Origin of the sequence: Pseudomonas sp. 22072 (genome assembly GCF_052046095.1) — a bacterium.
Taxonomy (GTDB): Bacteria; Pseudomonadota; Gammaproteobacteria; order Pseudomonadales; family Pseudomonadaceae; genus Aquipseudomonas; species Aquipseudomonas paracarnis.
The window spans coordinates 2841-15573 of record NZ_JBQEQE010000029.1 but is presented as its reverse complement, the minus strand read 5'-3'; the positions used below and the strand labels follow the sequence as shown (position 1 = coordinate 15573).

Annotated in this window: 9 protein-coding genes; 1 reads left to right on the top strand and 8 read right to left on the bottom strand. The window is 61.8% G+C overall.

All coding sequences use genetic code 11. From position 1 onward, the window contains the following. Positions 1-46: 46 nt before the first annotated feature. From ACTJLA_RS23075 to ACTJLA_RS23040, 8 genes are all read right to left on the bottom strand, one after another. Positions 47-1492: an efflux transporter outer membrane subunit gene (locus ACTJLA_RS23075; protein ID WP_314551134.1), complete on the bottom strand. Its 1446-nt coding sequence runs from the start codon at positions 1490-1492 to the stop codon at positions 47-49. Then, positions 1489-2547, bottom strand: a complete 1059-nt coding sequence (locus ACTJLA_RS23070) for an HlyD family secretion protein (RefSeq protein WP_032878511.1) — start codon at positions 2545-2547, stop codon at positions 1489-1491. The genes ACTJLA_RS23075 and ACTJLA_RS23070 overlap by 4 nt, the downstream gene beginning before the upstream one ends. A 15-nt stretch (positions 2548-2562) precedes the next feature. Further along, positions 2563-4098 (bottom strand): MFS transporter, encoded by a 1536-nt coding sequence (locus ACTJLA_RS23065; protein WP_034125415.1) that lies wholly within the window; start codon positions 4096-4098, stop codon positions 2563-2565. Positions 4099-4325: 227 nt separating this feature from the next. Further along, positions 4326-5246 carry a LysR family transcriptional regulator gene (locus tag ACTJLA_RS23060; RefSeq protein WP_054922447.1) on the bottom strand — a complete coding sequence of 307 codons (921 nt, stop codon included), beginning with the start codon at positions 5244-5246 and terminating at the stop codon, positions 4326-4328. A 60-nt stretch (positions 5247-5306) separates the two neighbouring features. Next, positions 5307-6179, bottom strand: coding sequence for a TauD/TfdA family dioxygenase (locus tag ACTJLA_RS23055; protein ID WP_314551130.1), 873 nt, complete (start codon positions 6177-6179; stop codon positions 5307-5309). A 213-nt stretch (positions 6180-6392) separates the two neighbouring features. After that, positions 6393-7757: an HlyD family type I secretion periplasmic adaptor subunit gene (locus ACTJLA_RS23050; protein ID WP_014716369.1), complete on the bottom strand. Its 1365-nt coding sequence runs from the start codon at positions 7755-7757 to the stop codon at positions 6393-6395. Then, positions 7747-9903: a type I secretion system permease/ATPase gene (locus ACTJLA_RS23045; protein WP_034125412.1), complete on the bottom strand. Its 2157-nt coding sequence runs from the start codon at positions 9901-9903 to the stop codon at positions 7747-7749. The genes ACTJLA_RS23050 and ACTJLA_RS23045 overlap by 11 nt, the downstream gene beginning before the upstream one ends. 41 nt (positions 9904-9944) lie before the next feature. Continuing rightward, a complete protein-coding gene (locus ACTJLA_RS23040; RefSeq protein ID WP_034125411.1) occupies positions 9945-11300 on the bottom strand; it encodes a TolC family outer membrane protein in 1356 nt (451 codons plus the stop codon). A gap of 339 nt (positions 11301-11639) precedes the next feature. Here ACTJLA_RS23040 and ACTJLA_RS23035 point away from each other — a divergent pair. Continuing rightward, a partial coding sequence (locus tag ACTJLA_RS23035; RefSeq protein ID WP_440842200.1) for a retention module-containing protein occupies positions 11640-12733 on the top strand: 1094 nt, incomplete at its 3' end.

Genomic DNA, 12733 nt, shown 5'->3' with positions numbered 1-12733 from the left:
ATTATCATTACATCTTATTTGGCGACTGACAAAAACTCTTTCTCGCTCAGCGCACAGCGGTCTGCAACGGGTACACCGACTCCCACCCTCCTCCCAGCGCTTTGTACAGCCCGACCATGGCCAACGACACGCCGGTGGAGCTTTCCACCCACTGCTCCTGCGTCGCCAGCAATGCGCTTTGCACGGTGAGTACGTTGACGAAATCCGCCACGCCTTCGACGTACTGATGTTGCGCAGTGGTCAGTGCGATCTGGTTCTGGCGCACCGCTTCGGCCAGGCTGTCGCGACGCAGTTGGCTGGCGTTGTAGCGGGACAGTTGATCATCGATTTCATGCCAGGCGCGTAGCACGGTTTGCTGGTAGGCCAGCGCCGCTTCCTGTTGCTGGGCTTCACGCAAATCGACCATGCCTTGCAGGCGCCCGCCGTTGAACAGCGGTAGGCTCAATTGCGGGCCGAAGGCAAAGGCGCGGGAACCCCAGGAGCCGAAATCCGAGAGCTGCATGGCTTGGGAGCCGAGGCTGCCGGACAAGGTGATGCGTGGGTAAAAGTCGCCCTTGGCCACGCCGATGCTGGCAGTGGCAGCGTGCAAGCGAGCTTCTGCCTGACGGATGTCTGGGCGGCGCTCGGCGAGTTCCGATGGCAGGCCGATCGCGACCTGGCGCTGTGTTTGCGGCACAGGTGCATCCTTGGACAGCTGCGCGTGCAGGGCCTGGGGCGGCTCGCCCATCAGCAGGCTAAGGGCGTTGATCAATTGGTCCTGGCGCTGTTGTAAATCCGGCAGGCGCGCCTCGATAGCCGCGACTTGAGCGGCGGCTTCGGCCACGTCCAGGTCGGTCGCGACGCCGTCGGCCAGACGCAGTTGCGAGAGCTTGAGGCTGTGGCGAGCGACGTCGAGGTTTTGCTCGGTCACGGCGCGGGTATTTTGTACGCCGCGCAGTTGGATGTAGTCCTGGGCGGTCTCGGCCAGTACCGACAACAACACGGCGCGACGGTCGTTTTCGGCGACTTCCAGGGTGGCGTCGGCGGCTTCGGTTTCGCGCTTGACCCGGCCCCAGAAGTCCAGTTCCCAAGAAGCGGAGAAGCCCATGTCCCATTGGTTGAAGGCTGCGCGGCCATTCTCGCCGGAAGGGTCGTTCAAACCTTTGCCGCTGTTGCGCTTGCGCTGGTAACCGCCGCCCGCATCGACATTCGGGTAGCGCTCGGCGGTGGTTACCTCACGTACCGCGCGGCTCTGTTGCAGGCGGCTGCTGGCCAACTTCAGGTCGAGGTTATCGCTGAGGGCGCGGCGTGTCAGGGCTGAGAGCTGCGCGTCGTGGAACACGTCCCACCAGCGCTCCTGCAAGGGATCGCTGACGGCACGGCTGGCAGCTTGTCGGCCCTGAGGTTCGCTCCATTGATTGATCTGCGGGCTCTCGGGCCGCTGGAAGTCGGGACCGACCGTGCAGGCACTCAGGCTGATCAGGCTCAAGGTGAGCCAGGCGAGATGTTTCATTGCTGGGCCACCTCACGCTGTTGCGCGACCGGCCGGGTGTCGACGCTGGCTTCCACCGACATGCCGACGCGCAAACGCTCGGTCAGTGGCTGGTTCGGTTCGAGGACGATCTTCACCGGAATACGCTGCACCACCTTGGTGAAGTTGCCGGTGGCGTTGTCGGGCTTGACCGAGGCGAAGGTCACCCCGGTGGCAGGCGCCAGGCTTTCCAGATGGCCTTTGAGCAGTTCGCCGTCAAGGCTGTCGACGCTGACTTGCACCGCTTGCCCCGCGTGCATATGCGACAGTTGGGTCTCTTGGAAATTGGCCACCACGTAGGCTTCGGCCAGTGGCACCACCGCGAGGATCTTGCTGCCCGGTGTCACATAGGCGCCGACCCGCACCGCACGCTCACCGACCATGCCATCCACCGGTGCGACAATGCGCGTGTAAGACAGCTGATAACTGGCCATTTCCAGCGCGGCCTGGGCGCGTTTGAGCCCACCTTCGGCGGCGTCGCGCTGGGCGGTGAGGATTTCCACCTGCTTGCGTTCGGCGGCCAGCACGGCGGTGGATTTGGCCAGGCGCGCGGTAGCCTGATCGATGCGGGTCTTGGCTTGCTGGGCGTTCTGCACGGTGCCCGCACCGACGCCAGCGAGGTGGTTGTAGCGATTCAGTTCATGCTCGGCAAACGCCACTTCTGCGCGATCTGCTGCCACGGTGGCCTGGGCCTGGGCGATCACCGAGCTTTGGCGCTCCAGGGTCGCGCTGGCGTTTTTCAGCTGGGCCTGGGCGACCAGGGTGTCGGCATCGGCGGCCTGGGCGGCGGCGCGAAAATCGCGGTCGTCGATCAACGCCAGCAGTTGCCCGGCTTTGACACGCTGGTTGTCTTCCACCAGCACTTCCTTGATGAAGCCGGCAACGCGGGGAGCGACCAGGGTGAAATCCGCCGCGACGAAGGCGTCGTTGGTGGTCTGGTGCTTGCTGCCCAGTACGCCCGGCGCAACCAGGTAAACCAGCACACCGACGGCAAATACAGCAATAACGGAGACGGCAATTTTGTCTTTGCGTTTCATGGAGAGTCCTTGTGGTCAGGCCGGAGCGCGAGGCGGATAGATCCGCGTGGGCATCCAGAAAATCAGCAGGATCAACGCCACCGCGACACCGGCCATGACGACGTAAAGATCCGAAGAGGTCAGCACCACGGTCTGCTCGTGCAAGCGATGGGCGAGGCCCGGCGCGTCAGCGTCGGCCAGGGGCGAATTGCCCAGGCGGTCCACCAACATGGTTGAATGGAAATGCCCGCGCTGGGTGGTCAATGTATCCAGCACCGCAGTGGCGATCACAGCAGCCAGGCCTTTGACGGTATTGAACCAGGCCGAGGCAAACGGCCCTTCGATGGGCTGGATACTGCCGGTGGACAGCATCAGCAGCGGCAGCACGGCCATCGGCTGACCGAAAATCTGCAGCAGGTACCAGCCGTAAAAGTCGTCACGAATCCACGCCGAAGTCAGGTGAGAACTGCCGATGCAGCACAGCACCAACATGCTCAGGCCAATGCCCAGCACCCAGCGGCAATCGACCCAGCGCAGGTTGCACAGCGCCGCCACCAGCGGCAGTGCAATCAACTGTGGCAGCGCCATCAGCAGCATCACCGGCGCAGTTTGCAGCGGCCGGTAACCCTGGACCTGGGCGAGGAAACTGGACGGGATGATGATCACCGAGGTCAGCACCATCAGCACGCCGGCCAGCACGATCAGGGCGAAGGCCAGGTTGCGCAGGCCGAGCATCTGCAGGTTGAAGAAGGGCAGCGGCTGTGACCATTCGTTGAGCATGAACAGCACCAGCAACACTGTGCCGCCACACAGCAGGAAGGTAATCAGGCCCGACTCGAACCAGTCCAGGCGATTGCCTTGCAACAGGCCGATCACCAGCATGCAAATCGCCGGGAAGCCCAACAGCAAACCACGCCAGTTGAACTGCTTGAAGCGCTCCAGGCGCAGCGGGTCTTGTGGCAAGCCATAGGCCACGGCCGCCATGGCCAGCAGGCACGGCGCGACGATCTGCCAGAACGCCCACTGCCAACCGACGTATTCGGTCCACAACGCCGCCAGCGGCGTGCCCAGGCTGGGCCCGAAGGTGGCGGTCAGTGCGTAACCGGCCAACCCGTACAACTTGACGTTGGCCGGCAAAAAACGCAGCGCCACGGTCATCAGCATCGGCGGCAGCGCGCCACCGGCCAGGCCTTGCACGGTACGCAGCAGCAGCAGGCTTTCGTAGTTCGGCGCAAACGGGCAAAGGATGCCCAGCACGGTGAACAAACCGATAGCGCACAGGGTGAAGCGACGCAGGGAAAACGTCACCGAACACCACGGCGCGAAGGCCATGGCTGCCACGGAGGTGGCGGTATAGGCGGCGACCAACCACGTGCCTTCATCAAAGCCGATGTACAGCGCGCCACGGATATCGGCGAGAGCAACCTTGGTGACCATCTCGTTGAGACCGGAGACCAGCACCGCCAGCAACACGCCGAGCAAGCCGATGATGATGCGCGGGCCGAACACGGGTGGGCTCGGGGCCGTAGGTTTGGCTGCGGCCTGGAGGACGGGGGCAGCGAGGGACGTCATGAACAGGTAACTCGGAATGAGAAATACCCGAGCAGTTTAATCAGGCACTCTCATGACAAAAAGTTACTTGTTGGCAGGTTATAAGTGCGCCAGGCGCAACTTTGAACATCAACACTGAACCCTGTGGGAGCTGGCTTGCCTGCGATAGCGCCAGTTCAGTAAGAGATTCAGTGACTGACACGCCGCCTTCGCAGGCAAGCCAGCTCCCACATTCATCCGCGTTCGCTTTATACCGGCTGGGCTTCTAGCCAGGTGGCATGACAGCTTTCGCGCATGGTTTCACGCAGCCATTTGTGCGCCGGGTCTTTGTCGAAGCGTGGGTGCCAGGATTGCGCCAGGACCAGGGTTGGCAGTGGAATCGGCAAGGCAAATGCGCGCAGTGGCAGGTTCAGACGCTTGGCGCTCAGGAGGGCTTCCTTGGGTACCGGCAACAGCAGGTCGGAATCGGGCAGCATGAACATCGCACCGTGAAAGCCTGGGGCGATCATGGCCACACGGCGCTCCAGGCCTTGGGCATTCAACGCGGTATCGATGGGCCCACGGGCGATGCCGCGCCGGGAGATGCTGATGTGGGAGTAGCTGGCAAAGCGTGCCGCCGTGATTTCTTCGTCGAACAGCGGGTGGTCTTGTCGTGCCAGGCCGACAAAGGTGGTGGAGAACAGGTTCTGCACCTTCACTTCCGGGCTGGCAGGCATGGTGTTGCTCACCCGCAAGTCCAACCGCCCTTCGCGCAAGGCTTCATCGTCCGTGTCGCCTTCGGGCACGAAGCGCAGCTCGCACAGCGGCGCCATGCGCTCCATGGTGTCGAACAGTCGCCCGCCATACACGCCGATGAAAAAGTCATTGGCGCGCACGCTGAAGCGGCGGCGCAAGGTGCTCAGATCGACTTGGTCCGCCGAACGGAACAGCAACGCAGCCTGCTCCACCACATTGCGCACCTGGCCTTGCAACTCGAGCGCCTTGGGCGTCGGCACCAGGCCACGGCCGGCACGCACCAGGATCGGGTCACCGACCGCTTCACGGATACGCGTGAGGGTGCGGCTCATGGCGGCCGGGCTAAGGTTCATCCGCCGCGCGGCGCCCACCACACTGCCCTCGTCGAGCAACGCGTCGAGGGCGACCAGCAGGTTCATGTCTGGTAGTTGCATGCCAAGCACTCGTGGTCCGTTGGGAGTGAACTGGGCGCAATCCTAGCAGGCTTTATCGGGTTAGAACGGCGCGTCACCCTGAATCGTGGTGCGGTACAACTTGCGGCGCAGATGGCTTGGGCACCCGGCGGCCAGGTGGATCAGCGAGCGGTTGTCCCAGAACACCAGGTCGTGGGGCTGCCACTGATGACGGTAGATATTTTCCGGCAGCACGCTGTAGGCATAGAGCTGGGCCAGCAGGTCACGGCTTTCGTCATCGGGCAAGCCGACGATACGGGTGGTGAAGCCCTCGCTGACGAACAGCGCCTTACGGCCGCTTTCCGGGTGGGTGCGCACAACGGGGTGCACCACTTCGGCAACCTGGGCGAGCTGTTCGGGGGTAAGGGTTGGGCGCCAGTTGCCTTCGAATTTGGTCTCGCTGTAGCGCGCCGTGTAGGAATGCGCGGCGCTGCGGCCTTCGACCGCGTTGCGCAGGTGACCTGGCAAGTGCTCCCAGGCTTTGTGCATATCGGCGAACAGAGTGTCGCCGCCTTCAGATGGCAGTTCCTGGGCATGCAGCATCGAACCCAGGCTGGGCAGTTCTTTGTATGACAGGTCCGAATGCCAGAACTTGCCTGCATCCCCCAGGCCGATGGATTGGCCGTTCTCGATGATGTTGGAAACGATCAGGATCTCGGGGTGGTTGGCCAACAGGAACTGCTTGAGCACATGGATCTGCAACACGCCGAAACGGCGGCTGAAGGCGATCTGTTGTTCGGGGGTGATGCGTTGGTCGCGGAACACGATGACGTGGTAGTCCAAGTGTGCGCGATGGATGCGGGCGAAGTCCTGCTCGTTGACTGGGCGGGACAAGTCCAGGCCGATGATCTCGGCGCCGACACTGCCGGGGAAGGGGTGGATGTCGAAGGTTTGGAGGGCGGTGGTGGCAGACATTTGATTCATTCCCGGCGGACAGGGGAGTGAATTTATAGGCATAAGGATGGAAGCTTAAATACCGTTAGCGCATATGGATATGGCGTTTGGTTTGAGCTGTAGCGTGATGCTGACGGCTCACCGGGGGCAAGCCCCCTCCCACATTCTGATTGGTGAACACATTCAAATGTGGGAGCTGGCTTGCCTGCGATAAGGTCGGACAGGCGCTGAAGATCAACGCTCGTGCAACGCCTCGGCCCGCGCCTTGATGATCGGCTTGAGCAGGTAGCTGAGGATGCTTTTCTTGCCGGTGATGATATCCACCGAAGCAACCATGCCGGGGATGATCAGCAGCGGCTTCTCATCGGTGCCCAAGTGGCTGCGGTCGGTGCGCAGAGTGATCATGTAGTAGGTGGTCTTCTTGTCTTCATCAGTGATGGTGTCGGCGCCGATGCGTTCGAGCTTGGCCTTCAGGCCACCGTAGACCGTGTAGTCGTAAGCGGTGAACTTGACCACCGCTTCCTGCCCTGGGTGCAGGAAGGCGATGTCTTGCGGGCGGATCTTGGCCTCTACCAGTAGGGTGTCGTCCAGCGGCACGATTTCAACCATATCGCTGCCCGGCTGGATCACACCCCCAACGGTGTTGACCAGCAACTGCTTGACGATCCCGCGCACTGGCGAGGTGACCAGGGTGCGGCTGACCCGGTCTTCCAGCGCGCGGCCGGTGGACTCGGCCTTGTTCAGTTCAGTACGGGCTTCGTTGAGTTGGGTCAGGGCTTCGCTGCGGAATTTGCCGCGGGTTTCATCGATCTTGCGTTGCACTTCCTTGATCGCCGATTCAGCACGCGGGATCGCCAGGGTGGTGGCGTCCAACTGCCCGCGGGTTTCCATTTCGGCGCGCTTGAGGCGCAGCACTTCTACCGGCGACACCGCGCCCTGGGCCACCAGCGGCTCGGACATGTTGATTTCCTGGCGTTGCAGGGACAACTGGCTGCGGTATTGGCCCTGCTTGGAGGTGAACTCGCGCAGTTCCTGTTGGCGTTGCACGAGTTGTTCCTGCAAGCCGCCGACTTCGTCTTTCAACTGCTGGCGGCGGCTTTCATACAAGGAGCGCTCGTTGGCGGCCTGGCTCGGCGCGGCCTTGAGCACCTCGTCAGGGATGTTCAGCGGGCGGTCATCCACCTGGGCGCTCAAACGCTCGACACGCAGTTGCATGGCCAGGCGCAGGGCTTCGGTTTCCCCGGCGTTGGAGACAAACCGCGTGTCGTCGAGACGAATCAACGGCGCGCCGGCCTCTACGATCTGGCCTTCCTTGACGTACAGCTCGGCGACGATGCCGCCTTCAAGGTTCTGGATTTTCTGCAGCTTGGACGACGGAATCGCCTTGCCGTCGCCACGGGTCACTTCGTCGATCTGGGAGAAACCGGCCCACACCACCAGAAATACAAAGAACGCGATGATTGCCCAAATGGTCAGGCGGATGACCCGTGGCGCATCTTCGATCAGCGCCTTGTTGACCTCGGGCAGCGGCTGGCCCTGCAGCGAATCGGAGCCTTTGAAGTAGCGGCCGACCGCACTCTTGATGGAATTAAGCAACACTGATCTGCCCCTTCTTCAACGCTTCCATGACCACGGCTTTCGGGCCGTCCGCGAGAATCTGCCCACGGTCGACCACCAGCAGACGATCAACCAGGGAGAGCAGTGAGGCTCGGTGCGTGACCAGCACCACGGTTTTGTTTTGCACCACGGCTTGCAGGCGTTGCTTCAAGCGTTCTTCGCCGGTGTTGTCCATGGCGCTGGTGGGTTCGTCCAGCAGCAGCATGGGCGGGTTGAGCAGCAGCGCACGGGCCAGGGCAACGTTCTGGCGCTGGCCGCCGGACAGGTTCTGCCCACGCTCGCCGACTTGCAGTTCGTAGCCTTGGGGATGCAGACGGGCAAATTCGTGCACGCCAGCCAGTTCGGCGGCTTGCAGGACCATTTCATCCTCGACGTAGCGCGCACCGCTGACCAGGTTGTCGCGCAGGGTGCCGGCCAGCAATTGAATGTCTTGGGCGACATAGCCGATGTTGTGGCGCAGCTCGCTCACGTCGATCTGGCGCACGTCCACGCCGTCCACCAGCAAGGAGCCGGAGTCGGGTTGGTAAAGGCCGACGATCAACTTGGCCAGGGAGCTTTTGCCCGAGCCGCTGCGGCCGATGATGCCGATTTTTTCCCCTGGCTTGATCACCAGGTTGATGTTTTTCAGCGCCAGGTTCTGCTGGTTCGGGTAAGTGAAGTTCAGGCCCCGGCACTCGATGGCGCCTTGCAGGGTGCGACGGCTCATGGGGCGCTCTTCGAAGTTGCGCTCCTGGGGCAGCTCCATCATCTGGTCCACCGAGGTCATGGTGACCTTGGCTTGCTGATAGCGCGTCAGCAGGCCCGACAGCGAGGCCAACGGGCTCAAGGCACGACCACTGAGCATGTAGCAGGCAATCAGGCCGCCCATGCTGAGGTTGCCGTCGATGATCTGGTACACGCCGAACACGATCATGATCACGCCGGCCAGTTGCTGGATCAGCAGGGTCATGTTCATCGACAGGCCCGACAGCAACTTCACCCGAAGCTCAAGCCGGCTCAGGGTACCGATGGTCTGTTCCCAGCCGTACTGACGCTCGCTCTCGGCATTGTTGACCTTGACCGCATCAAGCCCGGCGAGGGTTTCGATCAGGCTCGACTGGCGCTCGGCGGCCAGCGCCATGGTGCGTTCCATGGTCGCGACCAAGGGCTTTTGCAAGGCGTAGCCGATGCCCAGGGCCAGTGGGAACGCCAGCACCGGGATCCACACCAGGTGCCCGCCGAGAATGGCGATGACCAGGAAGATCAGCAGCGTAAACGGCAAGTCGATCAGGCTGGTGAGGGTCAGCGACGCGAGGAAGTCGCGCAGGCTTTGAAACTCATGGATGTTCTGCGCGAAGCTGCCGACCCGCGCCGGGCGGTATTTCATGGACATGCCGACGATGCGCTCGAACAGCGTGGCCGAGATGATCAGGTCGGTCTTTTTACCGGCCAGGTCCAGGCACAGGCTGCGCAGGCTTTTGAGGATCAGGTCGAACAGGTAGGCACCGCAGATGCCCACGGCCAGCACCCACAGGGTGGCGGTGGCCTGGTTCGGCACAACGCGGTCGTACACGTTCATCACGAACAGCGGCGCGGCCATGGCGATGATGTTGATCAGGAAGCTGGCGGCGATGGCGTCGGTGTAGAGCCAGCGTGAACGCATGAGGGTGTCACGGAACCACGAGCGCGCCCGCGGAATCAGGCTGCCGTGGTTGACGTCGAACTTGTGCTGCGGCTGTGCAAAGAAGACTTTGCCGATGTAGTCGTCGGCCAGTGCTTCGCGCTTGATCAGCACTTCACCGCCGTCGCTTTCGCTGAGCAGGATCCGCGCTTCATCTTCGCCCTCCCAGCCCACCAGCACGGTACTGCGACCGTCTTTGAGCAACAGCAGCGCCGGCAGTGCAATGGTCGGGATCTGCTCCAACTTGCGTTGCAGCAGCCGGCCTTGCAACCCGGCCCGTGCAGCGGCACGCGGCAGCAGTTCGGCACTCAAGCGTTGCGAAGGCAGCGGCAGGCCGGTGGTGAGCATGGCCGCACTGGCCGGTTTTTGATGCAGGGCGCAGAGCGCCAACAACCCGTCGAGTAACGGGTCGTCGTGCAGTGCGCGTGGATCATGACTGAGATGAACTCGACTGACTTCAGGTTCCACGCGGGGCACTCTCGACTAACAGATGGGGCTATTGGGGTGGCTCAATTCATCCCAGGCAGTTGGACTTTAGGTTTCACGTCGTTCTGCACGACGGAGGCCATTGGTGCAACCACTCCCTGGCTCTTGAGCAATTCGCCCATGGTCGCCTTGATTCGGTACTGAGTAAATAACTGAATGTTCTTGATTTCTTCCAGGCGGCGGGAAGCGGTGAACAATTCATTTTCGCTGTCGAGCAAATCCAACAGCGTACGTTGACCAAGGCTGAACTGTTGCTGGTAGGACGTGCGTACGCGGGTGCTGTGATCCACGTACTGCTGGGCGACCGGCAATTGCGCATTGGCGTTGTTCAGGGCGTTCCAGGCCAAGCCTAGTTCTTCATTGAGTTGGCGCAAGGCATTGTTACGGATGTCCAGCGCCTGGTTGGCCTGGTAGGACTTCGATTGCAGGTCGGCCTTGTTGCTACCACCGGCGAACAGGTTGAAGCGCATGCGCACCATGGCTTCCCAACCATTGCTGTGGTTGGGATCACCGGAGACGTTGTTGTCGGCGTTGGTACCCAATTCAGCGTCAAAACGCGGATAGAAGTTGGACTTGGCGGCGTCGTACTGCTTCTCGGCGGCAGAGATATCCGACTCGGCCGAACGCAGGATCGGGCTGTTGTCGAGCATCTGGCGACGCGCTTCATTCAGGTCGGCCGGCAGCATGGCCATGAATGGGGCCGGACGCTCGAGTTCGTCGGGCATCTGGCCGACGGCGCTGAGGTAGTTGACCTGCGCATCGGCCAGGTTGGTCTGCTCGGTGATCAAGTTGTTACGGGCCTGGGCCAGGCGCGCTTCGGCCTGGTCCTGGTCGGCACCGTTGCCGACGCCGCGCTCGGTGCGCAACTTGATCTGGTCGTAGATGCGTTCGTGGTTGCGCAGGTTATCTTCGGCCAGGCGTACGAACTCACGACGGGTCAATACTTCCAGGTAAACCTGGGCAACGGTCAGCGCGGTGCGCTCGGAAGTCCCGAGCAAAGAGTAAGCGCGGGAATTAACGTTGGCTTGTTGACGCCCGACTTCGCTGGAGGTGGCGAAACCGTCAAAAATCATTTGCTGCAGGCGCAGGCTGGATTCACCGCGGTTGAGCGTGTCCCAGTGATTGCCGCCAGGATTGTTGGCGCGGGTGGTGGCGTTGTCGGTTCCTTGGCGGCCGTAACCGGCGTTCAGGTCGACACGCGGCAGGTAGCCGCCTTGTGCGGCGCGCAATTGGTAATCGGCAGCGATGCGGCTGTTAACACCTGCCTGGATTTCCGGGTGTACATCCAATGCCTGTTGCATGGCTTGGGGCAGTGTCTGGGCTTGTACGAAACTGGCGGCGAGAACGAACGGTATTGCCTTGAACAGGTGCAGACGCATTTAAAATTCCCTAGGACTTCTTGTCTCAAATCACAGCGATTGGCACCGCTGCGTCGGATAATGGCTACCGTAATGACCGTACGTCGGAAAGTTCAAAAAGCGGAACTGCTTCACACACATGTAGGACGGTTCGCCGCATAAATATCAATGTGACATTACGGGGCCGATTGTTTAGGATGGCGGCCCTAAGGTCAATAGTTTGGCACTAACTAGATAGCTAAAAAATCTAGCCAATTATTTGACGTCAATGCATATATAGACTACGCCCTCCCAATTGGCAGCCCTAATAGCGCGCTGCGAAATGGAATTTGTCGAAACGGATCGCCGGAGAAAATTTTAATGAGCAGTGTTGTTGCCATCGTCAAAAGCATTGTTGGTCAAGTTTTCGTTATTTCTCCGGAAGGTGCTCGGCGCGTCCTCGTTGAAGGTGATCGCTTGTTCGCGGGCGACCAGATCGACACCGGTATGTCGGGCGCCGTGAGCCTGGAGCTGGCCGACGGTCGCATTCTGGACCTGGGCCGTGACACCCAGTGGAGCGCCGACCTGCCGGACTCCAGCCTCGACCTCGCCGCTGCCAGCGAGCAAGCCGCGCCATCGGTTGCCGAGCTGCAACAAGCCATCGCCGCTGGCGCCGACCCGACCACCGACCTGGAAGCCACTGCCGCCGGCGCAAACGCTGCCGGTAACGGCGCAGCCGGGGGTGGCCACAGCTTCGTGGTGCTGGACGCGACCGCCGGCCGTGTCGATCCGACCATCGGCTTCCCCACCGGTACGCTTGGACAGGGTACTTCGGCTCTCAACGCGCTGACCGGCGCCCCAGGCTCAGCTGATGCGGGCAACCTGGTGCTGCAGCCTTCGACCCTGTCCCTGAGCGCAACGCCCACCATCACCGAAGCCGGTGGTGTGCTGACCTACACCGCGACCGTGACGCGACCATCCAGCAGCGACCTTACCGTCACCTTGTCCAATGGCGCGGTGATTACTATCCCGTCAGGCCAACTGACCGGTACGGTCAACGTACCCCTGGCGCCCAACGACACCCCGTACAACGACCCGAGCCAGATCAGCGTGGGCGTTACGGGCACCACCGGTGGCGGCAACCTGGTATTGACCATCGACCCTAACCCGGCCGTGACGCAGATCACCGACACCATCGACACCACCACGGTCACTCTAACGGCTGGTTCGACCGCGACCGAAGGCGGTCAAATCACCTACACCGCCACCTTGACCAACCCGGCGCAGACGCCGGTGAATGTCACCTTGAGCAATGGCTCGGTGATCACGATCAAGGCCGGTGAATCGACGGGCAGCGTTGTCGTAGATACGCCAGCTAACGACGTCTACAACAGCGGTTCGACGGTCAGCACCACGATCACGGGCGCAACGGGCGGTAACTTCGAGAACCTGGTACCGAATACCACGCCAGCGGT